This is a genomic window from Rhizobium sp. 1399, assembly GCF_031455475.1.
Taxonomy (GTDB): domain Bacteria; phylum Pseudomonadota; class Alphaproteobacteria; order Rhizobiales; family Rhizobiaceae; genus Rhizobium.
The window spans coordinates 363,560-384,365 of record NZ_JAVDSU010000006.1; the positions used below are offsets into that span (position 1 = coordinate 363,560).

General features: G+C 58.2%; 14 protein-coding genes and 1 pseudogene. 4 read left to right on the plus strand and 11 right to left on the minus strand.

Annotated features, from left to right (window positions below):
• Window positions 1-11 precede the first annotated feature (11 nt).
• Both J2X71_RS21305 and J2X71_RS21310 read right to left on the minus strand, forming a co-directional pair.
• A complete protein-coding gene (locus J2X71_RS21305; protein ID WP_310384747.1) occupies window positions 12-2,408 on the minus strand; it encodes an FdhF/YdeP family oxidoreductase in 2,397 nt (798 codons plus the stop codon).
• An 842-nt stretch (window positions 2,409-3,250) separates the two neighbouring features.
• Complete coding sequence (locus J2X71_RS21310) at window positions 3,251-3,508, minus strand: GlsB/YeaQ/YmgE family stress response membrane protein (RefSeq protein WP_310384652.1); 258 nt, start codon at window positions 3,506-3,508, stop codon at window positions 3,251-3,253.
• Window positions 3,509-3,974: 466 nt separating this feature from the next.
• Between J2X71_RS21310 and J2X71_RS21315 the strand changes: the two genes are divergently transcribed.
• Window positions 3,975-4,508 (plus strand): DUF4142 domain-containing protein, encoded by a 534-nt coding sequence (locus J2X71_RS21315; RefSeq protein WP_310384654.1) that lies wholly within the window; start codon window positions 3,975-3,977, stop codon window positions 4,506-4,508.
• Window positions 4,509-5,232: 724 nt separating this feature from the next.
• Window positions 5,233-5,446, plus strand: a pseudogene (locus J2X71_RS21325) (IS5/IS1182 family transposase); the annotation flags it as partial.
• Window positions 5,447-5,458: 12 nt separating this feature from the next.
• Here J2X71_RS21325 and J2X71_RS21330 read toward each other — a convergent pair.
• The 4 genes from J2X71_RS21330 to J2X71_RS38150 form a co-directional block, all read right to left on the minus strand.
• Entirely contained in the window at window positions 5,459-6,322 is an 864-nt protein-coding gene (locus J2X71_RS21330; RefSeq protein ID WP_310384656.1) for an SDR family oxidoreductase, read from the minus strand.
• 204 nt (window positions 6,323-6,526) lie between these two features.
• Entirely contained in the window at window positions 6,527-6,925 is a 399-nt protein-coding gene (locus J2X71_RS21335) for a hypothetical protein (RefSeq protein ID WP_310384658.1), read from the minus strand.
• Between the two features lie 319 nt (window positions 6,926-7,244).
• A complete protein-coding gene (locus tag J2X71_RS21340) occupies window positions 7,245-7,658 on the minus strand; it encodes a hypothetical protein (protein WP_310384660.1) in 414 nt (137 codons plus the stop codon).
• 529 nt (window positions 7,659-8,187) lie between these two features.
• Window positions 8,188-8,418 (minus strand): VOC family protein, encoded by a 231-nt coding sequence (locus J2X71_RS38150; protein ID WP_405049734.1) that lies wholly within the window; start codon window positions 8,416-8,418, stop codon window positions 8,188-8,190.
• 321 nt (window positions 8,419-8,739) lie between these two features.
• Between J2X71_RS38150 and J2X71_RS21350 the strand changes: the two genes are divergently transcribed.
• Window positions 8,740-9,006: a DUF6894 family protein gene (locus J2X71_RS21350; protein ID WP_310384662.1), complete on the plus strand. Its 267-nt coding sequence runs from the start codon at window positions 8,740-8,742 to the stop codon at window positions 9,004-9,006.
• 311 nt (window positions 9,007-9,317) lie between these two features.
• Here J2X71_RS21350 and J2X71_RS21355 read toward each other — a convergent pair whose 3' ends face one another.
• From J2X71_RS21355 to J2X71_RS21365, 3 genes are all read right to left on the minus strand, one after another.
• Entirely contained in the window at window positions 9,318-10,991 is a 1,674-nt protein-coding gene (locus tag J2X71_RS21355) for a response regulator (RefSeq protein WP_310384664.1), read from the minus strand.
• Window positions 10,992-11,001: 10 nt separating this feature from the next.
• Window positions 11,002-17,154, minus strand: a complete 6,153-nt coding sequence (locus J2X71_RS21360) for a HAMP domain-containing protein (protein ID WP_405049738.1) — start codon at window positions 17,152-17,154, stop codon at window positions 11,002-11,004.
• Between the two features lie 548 nt (window positions 17,155-17,702).
• On the minus strand, window positions 17,703-17,858 hold the full coding sequence (locus J2X71_RS21365) for an entericidin (RefSeq protein WP_025668328.1): 156 nt from the start codon (window positions 17,856-17,858) through the stop codon (window positions 17,703-17,705).
• A 543-nt stretch (window positions 17,859-18,401) separates the two neighbouring features.
• Between J2X71_RS21365 and J2X71_RS21370 the strand changes: the two genes are divergently transcribed.
• Complete coding sequence (locus J2X71_RS21370) at window positions 18,402-19,214, plus strand: DUF1206 domain-containing protein (protein ID WP_310384669.1); 813 nt, start codon at window positions 18,402-18,404, stop codon at window positions 19,212-19,214.
• Window positions 19,215-19,593: 379 nt separating this feature from the next.
• On the opposite strand, the gene J2X71_RS21375 is transcribed toward J2X71_RS21370, so the two are convergent.
• Complete coding sequence (locus tag J2X71_RS21375) at window positions 19,594-20,181, minus strand: hypothetical protein (RefSeq protein WP_310384671.1); 588 nt, start codon at window positions 20,179-20,181, stop codon at window positions 19,594-19,596.
• Window positions 20,182-20,301: 120 nt separating this feature from the next.
• On the minus strand, window positions 20,302-20,736 hold the full coding sequence (locus J2X71_RS21380) for a hypothetical protein (protein ID WP_310384673.1): 435 nt from the start codon (window positions 20,734-20,736) through the stop codon (window positions 20,302-20,304).
• Window positions 20,737-20,806 lie beyond the last annotated feature (70 nt).

The following is a 20,806-nucleotide window of genomic DNA, read 5'->3' on the forward strand; positions in this document are numbered from 1 at the left end:
AACACGAGGCCTCACTCTACGGACAATTGATCGGATCGACGGAACCGGACCGGCAAGAGCTTATAGGATGGTGTCTTGGCTTTCGGGTCATGATGGCTCAAAGGAAAGAGCCGGTTCACCTCCGGATAATATGCTGCGCAGCAGCCCCTCGGAATATTGTAGGCGACGAGGCGGAAGCCTCGCACATTGCGGTCGGTTTGACCGTCGATCGCCGTGATTACGTCGACCAGGTCACCGGCAGCGAACCCGAGCGCGGCAATGTCATCCCGGTTGACGAAGAGGACATGCCTCGTACCGTCGACGCCCCTGAAACGGTCGCTGTAACCATAGATCGTCGTGTTGAACTGATCATTCGAGCGCAGACTTGCGAGATTGAGCACGTCGGGACGAACCGCAGCCTCGCCAAAGTCGGGAAACAGTCGAGGCGGAGTGATGAAGTTTGCCTTTTGATTGGCCGTTACCCATTTGCGCTCGCGCGCCGGAACCGGCCGGGTCAGTCCGCCCGGCTGAAAAAGACGTGCGTTAAAATCCTTAAAGGTCTCGGGGTAGGTCTCCTCGATTGCCGCCCTGATAAGCGAGTAGTCCGCAACCCATGCATCCCATGGCACCTGCCCTTCGGTTAATGTCGCTTTGGCTATTCCCGCAATAATCGCCGGCTCGGAAAGAAGATGGGGGCTTGCAGGCTCCACTCTGCCCCGGGAGCCATGGAAATGGGCAACCGAGCTTTCGATCGAGACCGCCTGCGGCCCGCTTGCCTGCCGGTCGATCTCCAGGCGGCCGAGGCATGGCAGAAGATAGGCGATTTCCCCGTGAATAAGGTGACTGCGGTTGAGCTTCGTTGCGATCTGGACAGTGAGGCGCAGCTTCGGCCAGGCGGCCTCCATAGCAGCCGTTTCCGGGATCGCGCGAATGAAATTGCCGCCGAGGCTTAGGAAAGCACGTGTCTGGCCCGATAGGATGGACCGGCAGGTGTCGACCGTGGAATGCCCCTCCCACCTCGGCGGTTCGAACTTGTAGAGTTCCGCAAGCTTGTCGAGGGGAACGAGGGCGGGTTTTTCGGTAATACCAACAGTTCTTTGTCCCTGAACATTGGAGTGACCACGCACGGCACAGATATTGGCCCCTGGTTTGCCGATATTGCCCCGCAAGAGCGCAAGGTTAGCCACCATGTGAACGTTGTCGACACCCATTAGCTGCTGGGTCAGTCCCATACCGTAGACAAGCAGAACCGCATTCGCGTCGGCGTAGGTGCGCGCGGCCTGTGTCATCTGCTCGCGGCTCAGGCCGGAAACTCTCTCCAGCTCCTCCCACGTATGTTTGCGCGCCACGGCCGCAAACTCTTGGAAACCGGCGGTGTGCTCGGCGATGAAGTCGTGATCAAGCACATGCTTCTTATCGACAGCTCCAACGGAGGCGGCAAACGCAACCGCTGCAGCGCTATCGCTTCTCGGCTCCGCGTCGGCTCCTGAGACCTTGCTGACATGCAGTTCGTTTTTGGCGTCATCGGCCTCGATCAATGCTTTGCATACGCCAAAAAGCGCAGCGACGTCTCCGCCGTTCCGCACCTGATAATATTCGCTGGAGATCTGCGTCTCCTTCCCGCTCAACATTTCTCCCGGTGCCTGCGGATTGACGAAACGCTCTAGGCCCGGCTCTTTCAGGAGGTTGAAGGTAACAATCTTGACGCCACGATCGACGGCATCCTGTAGATCGTGAAGCATTCGCGGCGACGACGTCGACACGTTCTGCGCGATATAGAAAATGCAGTCGCAGTTTTGAAAATCCGAAAGGATCGCAGTCCCGACGGTCGCTCCGATGCTTTCCGGAAGGCCAACGGAAGTGCTCTCATGGCACATGTTCGACGAATCTGGGAGGTTATTGGTGCCGAAGATGCGGGCAAATAGCTGATACATATAGGACGTTTCGAGTGATGCACGCCCTGAAGTATAAAACTCAGCCTGCTCTGGAGCGACCTGTCGCAGTTCGCGCCCGATCTCGTCGAAGGCAGCCTTCCAACTGACGGGGAGGTATTTGTCGGATAGAGGATCCCAGCGCATGGGGTGGGTCAAACGGCCCTGTTCTTCCAGGTCATGGTCCAGCCAATTCGCAAGTTCCGTCAGCGTGTGGTTTGCAAAGAACGCCTCGTCGGCACGACGTTTTGTGATTTCCCACGCCGTTGCTTTTGCGCCATTTTCACAAAACTCCAATGGGTGCGTTTTCGCCGGCTTGGCCCAGGCACAGCTGACGCACATATATCCGTCTGGCTTGTTCTGGTGGGAAAGCAGAGAGGGTCCGGTCAGCGGAATGTGTTCGCGCAATATGATTTCGCCAACAGACTTCGCCGACCCCCAGCCTCCGGCGGGGCCGCTATCAAATCCAATCTTTGGGTTTTTCGGTCTTGAGGACATCTGGCTGACCTTGGGGGAAAGGGAAATCGTGCCCACTGGGCGGCAATCGAGCCCGAGTGCTTGCTAGAAACCAAAGCGGTTCGGGCAACGAAGAAGCGACAACGACTATGGCAAATGCCAGCTCTGCCAGCTACCGACTGCACGCCAGCCAATGGTGTTCGAGGACGGATGGTCGATCGAGTTTGCGGACCCAACAACCTGCCGGCCTATGTGAGTCTCTATGATCGTCATCGGGCGAAGATCCGTCTCTGGATTGCCCGAGCGCCTGCACTTGCTTATCTGATGATGGTTGTCTTGCATTTAAGGTCTGCCAGGCATGGCTGGTTATCTGTAGTCGGCGTGCAAATAAGCCACAACAGGTCTAGAACGACGTTGGGCCCGCCGAGTTCCTCCGTCATGCATTTTGTCCGCTACCGTACAGCTACCGGGTGGAAGGACTGGAGAGCGGGTTCCCACTTTGTCTCGTGATCAGTTTTCATCAACATCGCAACGCATTCTCTTCTCCGTGCAACACGGGACCCGGGTTTCTTCCGCGCAGCGGAGGCAATGAAGAGAGTGGCTGCTGATCCATGGCGCTTATCCTCCTCGTCGCCATCGCGGCAACCGTTCGGCTGAGCGCGGCTGCCTTTAACTCGAAAAGCAGCGGATCCCGGGCACGACCAATTTCTCCTTTCAAAGTCGTCGCCCAGACCAACACGTTGAGGATCATCAATCACGTAAGGAGCGACAGACCGCCAAGTAGCACTCCACGCCATCGCATTTCTGCCGCCAGACCGTGCGGACTCGCCGACGACCCGATCGGTCCATTCCGGTCCCGCAAAAACGCCGATCCGATTCCTCGATCAAGCCGTTCGCCTAACCATGCGTACAAGCGCGATAAGAATGCAGGCCCCGATAAAACCAGCGACGAGATAGCCCAGCCACCCGCCGAGGACGACCCCGAAAAGAGACAGGAGGAAATTGGCGACGATAGCGCCGACAATTCCGAGCAGGATGTTCATCAAAACGCCCATATTGCTCTTCATGAACATTTCGGCGAGCCATCCTGCAATGCCGCCGATAATGATTGCGGCGATCCAGCCGATACCTGCGTCTTCCATGAGAATTCTCCCTACTGTGTTGAAGCTGAATTGTGACGCGGTGGCCGCCCGAATGATTCACAGGCCGTTGAAATCTTTACGAACGATCAAGGCCGTAACACCGGTATGGGCAATTGGTTCCTCTCGTCACCTATACGGATGATCCATCTCGCGGGATGAGGTCAGCTCCGAGGGCCGCGGACGGCCGGTTGTAGAAGGCGTCTTTCGCCACTCCTCACGAAGTCACGGCAATTGCCCGCTGAAATCGTGACCCTGTTCGTCATGTCTAGCAAGCATCTGCCACATGTCAAAAACGTGGACGTGAAATCCTCGTTCCATGCCCTCACCTTAATAAAGCAACTCCACATGTCGCTTTTGGATTTATGAGGGGCCTTTGCGGTCTAGCGATCAAAAATCGCACCACTCCGGAACGAAGTCGTCACCAGGAAGTTCAACAGGCTCCACCACCGGCCAATGGAGTTCCCTCATGAAAACTACCTATGTTCTCGCGAGCCTCGCCGTCATGCTTACCTCCCCTGCTCTAGCGCAGTCTGCCGCCGAAAAGACCGGTGTCAACTCGGTGATGGGTGTTGCACCCAAGACAGAGGATTTCGTCACCGAAGCGGCTACAAGTGACATATTCGAGATCGAATCGAGCAAGCTTGCGCTGGAGCGTTCTTCGGACCCCGCGACGAAAACCTTTGCCCAGCAGATGATCACCGACCACACCAAGACGTCTGAAGAATTGAAGGCATTCGTGTCGGGCGGCAAGGTCAAGGCGACCATTCCAGCTGCCATGAGCTCCTCTCAGCAAAGCATGCTCGATGACCTCAAGAAGCTGCAAGGCGATGATTTTACCAAGAAGTATCATTCGGACCAGGAGGACGTGCACGAGGATGCGGTCGATCTTTTCAAACGATACGGCGACGAGGGTGACGATGCCGAACTGAAGGCTTGGGCAGCAAAGACCAGGCCCGCGCTCGAGCATCATTTGCAGATGGCAACAGAGATGAACAAGTAGAAGATCGGGAAGCCTTCTGGCAGCTGTGTGCATCGACGCCTCAGCTGGTATTGAACGCGGGACAGTGCCGGGCGGTTTCGACCTCATTGACGATGTCACGCGGAGGGCTCGGTGCACATCCGCAAGCTATGGGAAGCTGACGACGACCTTCTCGCCCCCGACCTCGCGGGATGGGGGCAGTTCGGCTGGAAAAGCCGATGATAGTGGGCCAAGGCGCAGGAGCAGCGGCATTGCCGCGGATCCAGCACCTGCTGGCGCTTATGTGCTCGTTTGATAGTGCTCGGATTCTACGAGTTGGGCTTGACCGGACATAGTCAATCCCACGTTTTTCCGCACGTGGTAGCGGGTCGGTTCTACCCTTTCGGTCGACGCGAGCCGCCAGCATGACGAAAAGTGAAGACAACGTTCCCGGCTCGGACTGGATGCAGCGGTGTTTTCGTACAAGCGACCTCCATCCTTAGAGCGGCGGCGAACCGGTGTCCGAAAACAAGGTCGCGAACCCATAAAACTGATGGCGCGAATTCGTCCTAGCGAGGTGCTTGTTCGCTGAGTTCTCCGCCAGACTGTGATTGAGGAGCAGAGCGGCTTTCCTGGCGAGATCAGCGGATTCTGAACGGATTACAAGTACCAGCGGCTCGCTGTCATCGCTAGGATCGACATCGACGCGCTCCTCACATTCCGGGCGGAGGGCAACGGTCAGTTTCGTCCAGCCACCGACCGCGCGCCGAACATCCCAGCGAAATCCAATCGGAAGTGAAAACCCCGCTTCAGCAAAACGGCTCTGCCGCGAGCCCAATCTAATCGAGCGGTTCTTCTCCAAGCTGAACCACTTCCGCCGTGTTGCCACGCGCTACGACAACCGCGCCGCAAACTTGCTTGCTATGGTCAAACTCGCCTCAATGCGGCTGGGGCTGCGCGCTTATGAGTCTACGACCTAGCTGCCCCAAATCTTAGATCATGATCTCGCCGCCGGTGACAGGAACGATGGCGCCGGTCATGAAGCTTCCGAGATCGGACGCCAGTAATACATAGGCGCCGGCGAGCTCCGCCGGTTGCCCGGCTCGCCCGATCAAAGTCTGCTGTCCGAACTTCGCGGCCTTTTCTGCGGGCATGGTCGAGGGTATAAGAGGCGTCCAAATGGGACCTGGCGCTACCGCATTCACGCGGATGCCTTTCTCGGCGACCATTTCTGCAAGTCCTGCCGTAAAATTGGAGATAGCGCCTTTCGTCGACGCGTAAGCAAGAAGCTGAGGCGATGGTTGACGCGACTGTATGGACGTTGTGTTGATGATCGAGCTGCCAGGTCGCATGTGCGGGATCGCAGCCTTCGACAGGAAGAAAGGTGCATAGATATTTGTGCGGAAGGTTTTATCCCACTCTTCCACCGGAATTTCGGAAATGTCCGCGTAGGTGCGCTGGAAGGCAGCATTATTGACGAGAATGTCGATCGCCCCGAGCTCTCGAATTGCCCGCTGAACCAGGTTCTCGCAATGACCTTCGGAGGTGATATCGCCCGGCGCGACGATAGCTTTTTGACCTGCTTCTTTCACCCATCGAGCGGTATCTTCCGCGTCGTCAATTTCATCAAGAAACGATATAAGAATATCAGCGCCTTCGCGAGCAAAGGCGATCGCGACTGCCTTGCCGATTCCGGAATCTGCGCCGGTGATGAGAGCCACCTTGCCCTTCAATCTGCCGTTTCCTTCATATGAATGCTCCCCGTGGTCGGGGATAGGCTCCATCCTAGCTGTCTTGCCAGGCGGCTCCTGCTTTTGCTTCGGGTACGGCGGGATCGGGCGTCGTTCTTCGCTCATTGGAACCTCCTGTTCTTAGCGTCGACTCAACCTCCACGAGGCGTAACGGTTCCGTTGCTTCCGTGACGTCTGCAGCCTTAAAGTTTCGGGCCGGCGCGCGCATCGATAGGGAAGCACTGCGGTCGCCATGCGATCATTGCGCAGATCGTTCCGAAAGATCCGTCCTTCGCGCAGCGGCAAGAAACAATTGAAGCACTTTGTCGCTCAAGCCACCGAATTCGGAGAGGAAAGTGATGCGGTTGTCGGTGACGTTTTTTCCAGCCCTTCAACGCGAACTTCTGCAAGCCCTTCGACTGACGATCCAGCGTCTTCGACTGCGTCGTTTGCGACGTTGAAGGTCGCAACCTGAACCATCATTTCCTTCGCGCGCCGCACGGCTGCAGCGTCCTCCAATCCATCGGAGGCCAGCACGACGGAAATGAGCTCGCCGCCTTCGCCTTTGAATTCAACTGTGGTTTTGCCGTCGGATTGACCGACGACATTCGTTTCAATGATCTGCATATCAATCTCCTTCAACGTCCGGTGAATGCGGCCACCAGCGATTGGTTCCGCCACAGTTGGATTCCATACGCGACCCGCTACCCTCAAACGCAGGCAAAACAAGGCAAAACCCCTCTCGCCACTCGCGGACGGGCGCCGTAAGAAAGCTGAAGCGCCTGACGCACAGATTGCCTGCACCTGATGCGCGCGGTCTGATGAATGCGGATTGAAGTCATTCGCTGGGGGGTGCGACCCTCGCCAGGAAGGATTATGCCTATCATGAACCGAGGTGCCGAGGGATATCGCCTTCGTTTTTAACAACGCATGATCGACTGCATGGCCTTGCCGACAATTGGCAAGGCCGCTTTGCAGGGATGACACCGAGTTTGGTCACCCTTTATTTTAGGCGCCGGCGACTATGCTTGCCGACGATCAGGAAAATTCATCCACTGCGATGGCGTACCCTGCCGTATAAAGTGCCAAGATCATCCAGCATGCGCTCGTAGCGCGACCGAGGCGGGGGCGACCTCAGCCCAGCAATGGCGAAAGCGACCGCACCGACAAGCACAGCGACGATCATCAGGCTGGAGACAGGATAGAGCTTCACGGTGGCTTCAGTCTGTCGCGCCGCCTGACGGGCTCCCCCTCTGATCTTTCCGGAGGCCTCCGCGACCTGTTTGCGAAGGGCGTCCAATTGCTTGCGCAGGGCTCCGATTTCCTCCTCGGCATTGAACCCAGGCTGCGGCGGGATGCCGACCGATCCCACATTCGTATCGATTATGGCACGCGGCACGGGCTCGCCGAGTTTCGCGCCCCCCGAGATAAGCGAGGCCGTTTGGTTTTTTTGGGCTGGCATGATGTCTCTCCGTACTTGCGGGTGCAATCGATTAGCGCACCCTTGCATCGAACAAAGACGCCGCTTCACAGCTGTTTGTTCCATCGTCCGCGATTCCGGGTGCGAACAGTCCTGGGGCCATGTCACCGGCTTGTCTTTGTCGAGGCCGCGACAGCATTTCATGCGAGGCGTTCACCCGGCATCGTAGAACGGCGTTTATCTGCGAGAGAAATGACAAAAGCCCCCGCAAGGGCGTGCGGAGGCTTTTAGGTCTTTAGGACCTGTCACCCTCGTACAGGTTGGGGGCGTGCGTTTGAGTGACGGATATCAACTTTCTCCACCGCGGTCGGTTCCGCGCCTTGCAGATATTTTCGTGAGGGTAGTGTCGAAGGGGCGCTAGTAAGGGATGAAGGTCATCGGGTGGCGCGTCGTGGTCAGCTTTGCTTGCGTGGAAAACATGAACTCGACGCCAGCCGGATCCCACCCCGCCAATGCAGAGATCACCTGCCAACGATCGCTAAAATCGCATATTGGATACGATTTTTTCCTCCTAAAGGGGCATGTCGGCTGCGGTGCCATGAAACACCGCCTCGATGTTATTGCCATCAGGATCAAAGACGAAGGCTGCAAAATATCCTTGATGGTAATGCCGAAAGCCTGGACCTCCGTTGTCCTTGCCACCAGCCTCGAGCGCGATCGAATGGAAACGAACAACACTTGCCATATCTGTTGCACGAAACGCGAGATGCAACCGCGAAACGTGGGTATTGGCCTTGTCCACCCACAGTTCTTCACAGGCAAAATGTGACTTGCTCTCCGAACTGAAGCTTCGCCCCAATGCAACAAGCGCTGCGCGATAGAACGGCGGCTCGCTTCAAGGTCCGCGACCCGTATATGGACATGGTCGATCAGGGCGATTTGCAGGGTTTGCATCGGCGCGGCCTCCTTCGCAGGACATGGGCCAGAATTCCGTTCGTCAATCGCGGTTCCCTTAACCCGCGATCGGTCCGGGGCAACGCTGGATCATAGATCGGTATCAGCTTCGAGATCGGAACGACTATCGGGCAATGGCGTTCATGTTTACCGACAGGGATGGAACCAGATGACGACATATTACTTCGCGGTGCAGGACCTCGACGAGGAATTCGACGGCGACAGAGGGTTGGATCTGCCCGACCTTCCCTGCGCAATCATCCATGCACGGCGGGCGCTGTCCGACATGGCACTGGACGGTATTCCTACCGTCCCCGGAGCTCGGCAGGCCGTGACAGTTCTCGGTCCGGACCGAATTCCCATTGCCATCGTCAGCTTGCGCATTTCAATTGATTGGTGCGATGCAAAGGGTGCTGTGATGCCAGGCCCAGAGTGAATTCTTGCGCCAACCAACGCTCAAACCATGGTGGGGACCCTAGAACTGCCGTTCGTCTAGCCCGCACGCAACTATCGCTGACCGATTTCAATACGAAGATTGCGCCCGGGCGGAAATGCGCAGGATTCGATTACAGCGACGGTCTAACAGCAAGCGACGTGTTCATCTTTTCCCCTGCGCGAAATTAGGGTTTTGCTCCGGCAGCGTCTCCACTACCTCCCGTTCAGTCGCGTTCTCGGACCCACGCAAACGGAGCCGGTGCCTGCGGTACCAACAGGCAGCCGGCGTCTTCGCCCGACAGGATGCAGTTTTCAGGCCACGGCGGCCCTGTCCATGAACGCTCGTTCAATCGCCGTCTGGAGTTGTTCTTGGGTAAATGGTTTGGTCATCCGTATCATGCCATGATATGCGGAATCCTCTGGAAGATCGGCGTAGCCTGACGCAAGAATGACCGGGATTCCGGGATAGGACGTAAAAATGCGACGCGCCAAATCGGCCCCTGTCATTCCGGGCATAGCGTGATCGGTAACTATTAAATCGCACCCGTCCCCTCTTTCCAGCACGAGCATTGCCTGTGAAGCTGAAGCTGCCTCGACAGTGACGTGACCCAGGTCCTCCAGCATCGCGACGGTGCCCATCCTGACCAGTATGTCGTCGTCGACCACAAGAACCCTGTGCTGTGCGAAGGTGGAGTGGGCCGTATCAGACATAACGGCTTCAGGCGCCCGGGCACGCTCCTCGATCTGCTCTGCCACAGGCAGCCAAAGGGAAACGGTTGTTCCTGATCCTTTGCTGCTGAAGATCTGGAGGACACCCCCCGACTGCGCAGCCAGTCCATGCACCATCGATAGGCCGAGCCCGGTACCCTTGCCGATTCCTTTGGTTGTGAAGAAAGGTTCTGCGGCGCGGGCAAGCGTCGCCTCGTCCATGCCCTCACCGGTATCGACGACGGAAATGCGCAGAAACCGGCCGCCTTTAAGTGTCGCGGGTGGGTCTTCGTCGGCTGCGGCTTCTATTGTGACGCTCCCACCGTCTTCCATGGCATCTCGGGCATTGACGAACAGGTTGAGCAAAGCAAGCTCAAGCTGATTTCGATCAATCAGGACCGGCGGAAGTCCTGCCGGAATTTTTGTTTCAAAGGAGATCCGCGGTCCCACTGCCTTACCCAACAGATCTTCGACGTCATCGAACAGCCTTGCAAAATCGATTGCCTGGGGTTTCAGATCCTGGCGCCGGGCGAACGCCAGTAGCCTTTGTGTCAAAGCCGATCCCCGCTCCGCGGCCTGCAGGGCATTCATGATGAGACGTTCGCTCCGCTCATCGTCCGGCAAGCGTTTCTTCAACAAGTTCAGGCTGCCGAGGATCGCCATAAGCAGATTGTTGAAATCATGTGCAACCCCACCGGTCAACTGTCCAATCGTGTCAAGCTTCTGGGCTTCAAAAAGCTGCGCGAGGGCTTCTTCCCGCTCGCGGGTCTTTTGCTCGATGCGCTGCTCTAGCTCTTCATTGAGTTGACGCAGCTGTGCCGACGATGCTTCGAGTTCGGCCGTCCTTTGAAGGACCCGCGCCTCGAGGTCGGAATTCAGCCCCTCCAGCTCCCGGGTTTTGCGATGGAGATCGGCAAATACCCGGACCTTGGCGCGCAGCACTTCAGGGACGATTGGAACCGACACATAATCGACGGCTCCAGCCTCGTATCCACGCAGACGGTCCGGCTCCGCCATCATTACGGCCGAGACGAATATGATAGCGGTGTTTTGATAGCGAGGATGTTCCCTGATCATGCTGACCAGCTCGAAACCGTCCTGTTCAGGCATGCAGACATCGACCAGGATCACGGCGATTTCGGATCGCAACAGATGTTCGAGCGCCTCGCGGCCCGATTGCGCCTTAATAAGGTTCTCGCCGAGGTCCTGGAGGATGACCTCGTAGCTGAGTAGTTTCGCGGGCTGATCATCCACCAAAAGGATGTTCACGGACTTCATGGCGAACTCCTCAACGGTGTAGCCACATGCGGAGCGCCGAGAGGAGCTGCTCCGTATTGACCGGCTTGGCCAGATAGTCCGATGCACCAGCCTCCAGACACTTCTCGCGGTCCCCCTTCATTGCCTTTGCCGTTAAGGCCACAATTGGAAGTCGCCGGAAAGTGGGGTCCGCGCGGATGACCTGCATTGTCTCATAACCATCCATACCCGGCATCATGATGTCCATCAGCACGATGGCCACTGACGGCTCGCCATTGATCACCTCGATCGCCTCGCTGCCGGTAGTCGCCGTAAGGACCCTCATGCCACGGCGCTCAAGCACGCTACTGAGCGCAAAGATATTGCGCGCGTCATCGTCGACGAGCAAAACGGTTTCACCAAATAGGTCCTCATCGGAACTATGCAGGTCTTCCAGCATGGCCTGTTTGGATGCCGGCATGTCCGCAACGACGCGGTGAAGGAAGAGCGCCGTTTCATCCAGAAGCCGCTCGGGCGATTCAACGCCCTTGACGACCACGCTTCGGGCCATGCTGTGAAGCCGAGCGTCCTCCTCGGGAGAGAGTTCGCGGCCCGTGAAGACAACGACAGGAATTTCGCCAATGTCGGTATCGTCACGCATTTTTTCCAGCACTTCGAAGCCCGACATATCGGGAAGCGTCAAATCGAGGACGACACAATCGGCAGGGTCGTTCCTAAGCGCGGCAAGAGCCTCCGATCCCGAGCCGACGCTGGCGATGTCTATGTCGTCATGGCCAAGGAGCGCCATCACACTGATCCGCTCAGCCTCGTTGTCTTCCACCAAAAGCAGGCGCTTGCGCCTCGGCTCCGTATAGGATCGCAGCCGCGATAGAGCCTTGACTAGTCCGTCGGGCGTTGTCGGCTTGCTCATGAACGCGAAGGCGCCCCGCGTCAATCCGTGTTGGCGATCCTCATCGAGACTGATGATCTGCACCGGAATGTGGCGGGTCTGGGCGTTCTGTTTGAGCTGGCTCAACACCGTCCATCCCAGCATGTCGGGAAGGAAGATATCAAGGGATATCGCAGCCGGCTTGTATTCCTGCGCCAGAGCCAGGGCGTCGGCGCCGCGCATCGCCACCAGAACCTTGAAGCCGGTGTCGTGCGCCAAGTCCTGCAGAACTCGGGCGTAATGGGGATCATCCTCCACGACAAGCAGAACCGTGTCGCCAGATGCGATGCGATCCCGGTCATCTTCGACATGTTCGGTCGGCTTGTCCGCCCGCCGGCTCGCTGCTGCATCCGCGAGTTGCACGATATTGTTTGATTTTGGAACCTCCTGTGGCGCTATGGTACCCGCACCAACATAGGTCAGTGGAAGATAAAGGACGAAGGTGCTGCCCGCGCCCGGAGTGCTTCGAAGCTGAATTTCCCCGCCGAGCAGGTTTGCGAGTTCGCGGCTGATGGCGAGGCCGAGGCCTGTGCCCCCATATTTTCGGCTTGTTGACGCGTCAGCCTGCTGGAAGGCTTCGAAAATGATGCGCTGCTTTTCCGGAGGAATACCGATGCCGGTGTCGACAACCTCGAATGCGATGACGGACGGCGCGTGCTTTAGCGAAGAATGATCCGGAGACCATCCGCCGGCCACTGCATTCACACGAAGCGTGACCCCGCCCTCAGCCGTGAACTTGAAGGCGTTCGACAACAGGTTCTTCAAAATCTGCTGAAGTCGTTTGGAATCGGTGATGATGCTCCTGGCGACGTCGCCCCCGATTTCCACGCCGAATGTCAGGCCGCGGTTTTCCGCCTCGTGTCTGAACGGCCGGGCCATCACTTCAAGCAGGTTGTTGATGAAGATTTCCTCAGCGTCCACCGATACGGTTCCGGATTCGATCTTGGACAGGTCGAGGATGTCGCTGATGAGGTTGAGAAGATCCGTCCCCGCCCCATGGATCGTTTTGGCGAATTCGACCTGCTTACCCGAAAGATTTCCTTCCGGATTTTCCCCGAGTTGTTGACCGAGGATCAGGATGGAATTGAGCGGCGTGCGTAGCTCATGCGACATGTTTGCAAGAAATTCAGACTTGTATTTCGACGTCAGCGCGAGCTCGGCGGCCTGTTCCTCGAGAGCGCGACGGGCCTGCTCGATTTCCTGGTTCTTCGCCTCGACCTCGACATTGCGCTCCTCGAGCTGCTGGGCTTTCTGTTCGAGCTGCTCGTTGGTCTGCTGGAGTTCGCGCTGCTGGGTCTGAAGCTCCGCTGCAAGCTGCTGCGACTGCTTGAGCAGGCCTTCGGTCTGCATCGTTGCTTCAATGGAGTTGAGGACAATGCCGATGGACGTGGTCAACTGGTCCAGGAAGGAGATCTGCAGTTCCGTGAAATTGCCTGCCGAGGCAAGTTCGATAACCGCCTTGACCTGTCCTTCGAAATGGACCGGCAGGACTATGGCACTCCTTGGCAAGGCCGAGAATACGCCAGAGCTGATCGGGACGACATTGACGGGGAGGTCTGTGATCAGGATCCGCCGAGCGTCGCTGGCGCACTGGCCGACAAGTCCCTGACCGAACTCAAGTCGCGTGGGATGGGCAGTCTCCATCCCCTGCGCATAGACCGACAGCAGGGAAAGCATCCGCTGAGGGCCGTCATCGACCTGATAGATTACCCCTTGATGGGCTCCGACAAGCGGAGCAAGCTCCGAAAGCAGCATCTTTCCCACGAGTGTCAGGTCGCGTTGCCCCTGCAGCATGTTGGTGAAGCGGGCAAGGTTGGTTTTCAGCCAGTCCTGTTCTGTGTTGCGCTCGGTCGTCAGGCGCAGGTTTCCGATCATCGTGTTGATATTGTCTTTCAGTTCCGCGACCTCGCCGCGCGCTTCGACCTGGATCGAACGGGTCAGGTCGCCCTTGGTGACCGCAGTCGCGACTTCCGCAATCGCGCGCACCTGGGTCGTCAGGTTGGCGGCGAGCAGGTTTACGTTGCCGGTCAGGTCTTTCCAGGTGCCGGCCGTGCCTGGCACGTTCGCCTGCCCGCCAAGTCGGCCTTCGACGCCGACTTCACGCGCCACGGTCGTCACCTGGTCGGCGAAGGTGGCGAGCGTGTTGGTCATATTGTTGATGGTCTCGGCCAAAGCGGCGACTTCGCCCTTGGAGGCGACGGTGAGGTTCTGCTTGAGGTCGCCGTTGGCCACCGCCGTCACGACCTTGACGATGCCGCGCACCTGTTCGGTTAGGTTTGCGGCCATGACATTGACGGTATCGGTGAGGTCCTTCCAGGTGCCGGCGACACCCGGCACTTGCGCCTGTCCACCGAGCTTGCCTTCAGTGCCAACTTCGCGTGCGACACGTGTCACTTCGCCGGCAAAAGCGTTCAACTGGTCCACCATGGTGTTGATGGTGTTCTTCAGCTCGAGGATTTCACCCTTCACATCGACCGTGATCTTTCGGGAGAGGTCGCCGCGCGCGACGGCCGTCGTCACTTCCGCGATGTTGCGAACCTGGGTTGTCAAGTTTGCGGCAAGCAGATTGACGTTGTCGGTCAAGTCCTTCCATGTGCCAGCGACACCCGGAACGACGGCCTGTCCACCAAGGCGTCCGTCGGTGCCGACCTCTCGCGCTACGCGCGTCACCTCGCCCGCAAACGAGCGCAGCTGATCGACCATCGTGTTGAGGGTATCCTTCAGGAGCAGGATTTCTCCGCGCACGTCGACGGTGATCTTGCGCGACAGGTCACCATTGGCGATCGCGGTGGCGACCTCGGCGATATTGCGCACCTGTGCCGTCAGGTTGCCGGCCATGGAGTTGACGCTGTCGGTCAGGTCCTTCCAGGTGCCGGCGACACCTGGCACTTGCGCCTGACCGCCTAGCTTGCCTTCGGTACCCACTTCGCGTGCAACGCGCGTCACTTCGCCGGCAAAGGCGTTCAACTGGTCCACCATCGTATTGATGGTATTCTTCAGTTCGAGGATTTCCCCCTTCACGTCGACGGTGATCTTTCGGGAGAGGTCACCACGCGCCACGGCCGTCGTGACTTCGGCAATATTGCGCACCTGGCCGGTGAGGTTGGAGGCCATGGAGTTCACGTTTTCGGTGAGATCCTTCCAGGTGCCGGCGACCCCCGGCACCTGCGCCTGACCGCCGAGTTTGCCCTCCGTTCCCACCTCACGCGCCACGCGGGTCACTTCGGAGGCGAACCGGTTCAACTGGTCCACCATCGTGTTCAAGGTTTCCTTGAGCTCAAGGATTTCGCCCGAAACCGAAACAGTGATCTTCTTTGACAGGTCACCATTGGCAATTGCGGTTGAGACCTCCGCAATATTGCGCACCTGGGCCGTGAGGTTTCCGGCCATGGAATTGACCGAGTCCGTTAAATCCTTCCACGTACCGGCAACACCCAGCACGTTCGCCTGGCCACCCAGCCGCCCCTCCGTACCGACCTCGCGTGCGACACGCGTCACTTCGCCGGCAAAGCCATTCAACTGGTCAACCATCGTGTTGATGGTTTCCTTCAGCTCGAGGATCTCGCCCGAAACAGTGACCGTGATCTTCTTCGACAGGTCGCCCTGGGCGACGGCGGTCGCGACCTCGGCAATATTGCGCACCTGGGCGGTAAGGTTTGAGGCCATCGAATTGACCGAGTCGGTCAAATCTTTCCACGTGCCCGCAACGCCGCGAACATTCGCCTGCCCGCCGAGCTGTCCTTCCGTGCCAACCTCGCGCGCCACCCGCGTCACTTCGGAAGCAAAGGCATTGAGCTGATCGACCATTGTGTTGATGGTCTCCTTCAGTTCGAGTATCTCGCCCTTGACGTCGACGGTGATCTTCTTCGACAGATCGCCACTGGCGATCGCAGTGGAAACTTCAGCGATGTTACGCACCTGGGCGGTCAGGTTGCCGGCCATCGAGTTGACGTTTTCGGTCAAGTCCTTCCAGGTGCCAGCGACGCCCGTGACATTGGCTTGCCCGCCAAGCCGGCCTTCCGTTCCAACCTCACGAGCGACACGGGTCACTTCCGACGCAAACGCGTTCAACTGGTCCACCATCGTGTTGATGGTTTCCTTCAGCTCAAGGATTTCCCCCGACACCGTGACGGTGATCTTCTTCGACAGGTCGCCGTTGGCAATTGCGGTGGACACGTCAGCGATATTGCGGACCTGGGCGGTCAGGTTCGACGCCATCGAATTGACGTTGTCGGTCAAATCTTTCCAGGTACCCGCCACACCGGGAACCTGGGCCTGCCCGCCAAGCCGGCCTTCGGTTCCGACTTCGCGCGCGACGCGCGTTACCTCGCCGGCAAATCCGTTCAGCTGATCGACCATCGTATTGATGGTCTCCTTCAGTTCCAGGATTTCACCGGAGACATCAACAGTGATCTTGCGCGAGAGGTCGCCTCGCGCCACGGCGGTCGTTACCTGGGCGATATTTCGAACCTGAGCCGTCAGGTTCCCGCACATGGCATTGACCGAGTCCGTCAAATCCTTCCATGTTCCGGCGACGCCCGGCACCAGGGCCTGCCCTCCCAGTTTGCCTTCAGTTCCCACCTCACGGGCAACGCGTGTCACTTCGGACGCGAAGGAGCGAAGTTGGTCCACCATCGTGTTGATGGCTTCCTTGAGTTGCAGGATTTCGCCTCGCACGTCGACCGTAATCTTCTTGGAAAGGTCGCCGTTGGCCACCGCGATTGTAACGTCGGCAATGTTTCGCACCTGAGCGGTCAAGTTCGAGGCCATGGAATTGACACTTTCGGTCAGATCCTTCCAGACACCGGTCACCTCCGGCACTTGGGCCTGTCCACCAAGCTTGCCGTCCGTGCCGACTTCGCGCGCAACACGGGTGACTTCCGAGGTGAAGACGCTAAGCTGCTTGATCATCGTGTTGACGATGTCAGCAGAGCGCAAGAATTCCCCTTTCAGCGGTCGGCCGTCGACATCAAGCGGCACCGTCCGCAAAAGGTCGCCTTTGGCGACGGCGGTGATCGTTCGGGTGACCGCCGTCGTCGGCCAGAGAAGGTCTCCGATCAGCTGATTGATCGATCCTTCCATGTCCGACCACGATCCGTCCGAGAGACCAAATCGGACCCGCGTGCTCGTCTGCCCTTCCCGACCCACGACCTGGCCGACATGGTCGAGTTGCTGAGACATTCGCTGATTGGCTGCAATGATGTCGTTGAGTGCGTCGGCAACCTTGCCCGTCACACCCGTCAGATCCGAGGGCATTCGAACAGAGAAATCACCCCGTCTGACTGCGGTGAGGATTTCCAAGAGCGCGCTTGCCGAACGCTCGGAAATGCCATTCACCTCACGCTCGCTCCCACCGACGCTTCCAACCTCTTGACGCCCAATCCCAACGTTTTGATTGACCATGGAATCCCCCATTCTTCGATGGGCAAAATGTAGCGCGCAGGTGGAAAATTGGTATGGGGTTCCTCGCCCATCGCTGGACAGTAGGGATTCGACATCTGGCGGATGTTTACGCGCCTTCCTGGGACAGAGGGCTTGAACGCGCAGCAACGAGAACGAATGAACTCGTCTCGCTCAAGGGGCTGTCAATGGCAGGTTTGAATTGACGCCGTTTACCGCCGGCAGACGGCGCTCGGTACGATAATTTCGCTTGGAGTGCTACGACACGTGCCGTCATCTGGGGTCAAAACGAATGGTGATGCCGGCTGGCACAAGGTCACCTTCATGGAACGTGCGCCGGCCGGTCTTTCCTCGTGCCCACCATATCCGTCGCTGAGGGCGGCTCGATGGCAGCTGCTGATCGCTTAGTGAGCCGCCGCATTGCCGACGCGATGGCCGGCGCTCTGCGTCGCATTCACAGTGTTTGCGGTATCTTTCCCCATGCCACGGATTGTGTTGGCGCAGGCGCTAAGCGAAAGCATCATGCAGACGGTGGCGGCGATTACGGAAGCGGTCTTCATTGGGATTCCCCTGTTGGTTGAACAGGGTCATAACCGTTGAAGAGCAGATGGGTTCCACAAGCTTGACGCAACCAAGACGCGGTAAGCCGCCATAATACTGCCTCCCAAGATTTTATCACGGTCAGCCTCGCCTTCGGGCGAGGCTTTTTTCTTGAGCGCCTCCAGGTCGATGCGAAGCCTTTGAACGATCGGGTTCAAGGCTTGGAACGCACCATCACGCGGTTAGAGCCCACGGATTTCAACGGCTGGCGTGGAGACATCGCGCGCAGCTGACCGTGCCTGATCGGCGACGTTGCGAAAATGGAATGTCGTGCGCTTCAGACCTCGAAGCACCTTCCATGCTGGTAGGACTGCCCTGTCGCAAAGGCCTATTTTAATCGCCGCACGCACGCACGCAGGTTGTGCCCCGCAGCGCGAGCAACGGTCGCCTGGAGGTAGGGGAAGACGACGGACAGATCGAAGTGCGCGAGCAATCGACCGGCGCCTGAAAACTTTTCGAGTGATGGCGCGTTAGCTGGTACGAACGTAAAGGACCCATCCGCCATGATCCGCCAATCTCGGTTCGATATGCTTGCCAAGTGCGGCTATGTTGCACGGGGTATCGTTTTCCTTCTTGTCGCCGGGCTAGCCCTATTTTCCGGTGTGGCCCCTGAAACGAAATCGGCCCTCGCGACCCTTCTGGAACAGCCTCTAGGCCGGGTCTGGGTGGCATTGATCGGTCTGGGTCTTTTGGGGTTTGTGGCCTGGAGATTGGCCCAGTCCGTCGCCGACACAGATGGTCATGGGTTCGGCGCGAAAGCCATGGCCATCCGGCTCGCATTGCTTGGCAGCGCAGTGACCTATCTCGCCCTGGCAAGCTACGCGCTCGGACATGCCCTTTTTCCTTCTGGCGGGCGTGAGGGCGCTGGTGAGAAGGGGCTTGCCCACTGGATCATGTCACAGCCGTTCGGTTTTTATCTTGCCGTAGCGGTGGGCCTCGGCTTCGTCAGCGGCGGCGCTATAACGGCTTCAAAGGGCATTACGGGGAAATTCGAGCGGTATCTGCGCCTTCCAGCCGCCAGCAAGGGTTTTCTTAGAGCCGTCTGCATCTATGGTCTCGTCTCTCGCGGCGTCGTTTTCGCTGTGACAGGCATGCTTTTCGTTTATGCCGGATTTCGGGTCGATCCGGAACAGGCTGGAAGTATGGGCGACGCGATGGCCTGGGTCCGGCAGCTCCCGTACGGGGCCATTCTTTATTTCGCTGCCGCAGCAGGTCTGGCCGCGTTTGGCATCTACAACCTTGTTGAGGCTCGATACCGGGTGATCCATAGACCTTCACTGGCAACGACAAAGCGGTCAATGCCGGCAATTCGATGAGTTCCACGGCCGTCTGTGGCCTCAAGGGTTCGAGAACGTCGGAGTAGCGCCGATACTGATAAAACGCGCACGAAATGGCCTTTTCGACAGGCAGGCGGCGGGGCAACGCCCTCTGCTTGCCTCCATTGAATGCGTTGCCACGCCGGCCCAGAGGTGTCGGTGCAGGCCGCATCCTATGTTCCGACGAGAGTTCCAACCACCTGGCATCCGGAAACTCCGCGGCCACCCGGTCGGTGTAGGCAATAGCGTATCCGCCGGCGCGCATGTCATGGGCGATCGGAGCGCCTATGTTTCCGGAGATAGGACGTCGCGGATGTCGGTGGCAAACATCGCTCGTAAAGATTGAAGGCGGCCTGCCGTTCTGCGCCGGTCCGATGGCTCACTTGTCGTCATAGCGTTCGAGCAGGCGACGCAAATGTGCGTTCTGCTCAAGCAGTTTTGCTGAGAGCTGCGATCGCAGATCCTTAATTTCGAGTTCCAGTTCAATGGCCTCATCGAGGAACGTTTTTTTCTCCGCCGCTGGCTCTCCGGCCGCTTGTGTGACGCTAGATTGTTCCCCGCGATTTTCCCGCGTCCGAGCAGCCTTTGCCCTTTGCTTTTTTGTACCGCCCGGCGGAACTCCCGCGCCGTTTTCACCTGCGATGACGGTTGCGGTCGGCAAAGGTTGGTCATAAACCTTTAAAGCGCTGGCTTCTGACAGCTTGCCAACCAAAGGATCGGATTGGTCCACCCGAGCGGGTGGCTCGGCCGCCGCACCAGCTGAACCCGACCGTTCACGCGCTTCGTTCTCATAAACGGTCGACTTAGATTCGATTACGGCTTCTATTTCCGTCCGCAGAGTTGGATCTTGCCGGTATTCCTCTGCTCGTGGATCGGGTATCGCCACGATTTCATCGGCCGGTGCACTCGCTTCTGTCGCCCTATGGCGCGACGCAAAGTCCTTGATTAGCTTCCACGGTGATCTCATCACCACCTCCCGACTCGTTTTCTTAGTGCCATAGTACCGAGCCGGAGACCGGGCTTGCAATGCGAGCCCGGTCCTTCGTCATAAAACAAGATCAAGCCCGGTGGACCGGTTTGTTGATGATCAAACCAATCCGAGCTTTTTGCGCAGATCGGCGTTCTCAGCGCGGAGCTTATCGGAGAGCGCCTTGCGCAGCTTCTGGTTCTCTTCTTCGAGCTTCAGAAGATCCGCAAAACCGTCGGTTTCCGGCGGGGTGGCCTCGACGGCCTGCGGCGCAGGCTTGGCAGGCTGAGCCTTCGAAACCCTAGGCTTCTTTGCAGGAACAGATGCCTTGGTGACGGTTGCGGTCGCCGCCGGGGCAACGGACGCCGTGGGCGCCGCGGTCTTTTTCGCCGGGCCGCGGGTCTTTTTGACCGGAGCGCTCACCGACGTATCGGCAACCGCTTCAGCGGCGGTCTTGGGCTTACGCGGCGCCCGCGTCTTCTTTTCTCTTGTCTTCGAAGACGCATCTGCGGACGCGGTCTCGACTGCAGGGGTTGGGTTCGGATCATCTGCCATCGGTAAATCCTTGCGGTTAGTAAAGTCGCTCGACCATATCAGTCGCCGTCAATAATCGTTGAAGATTATT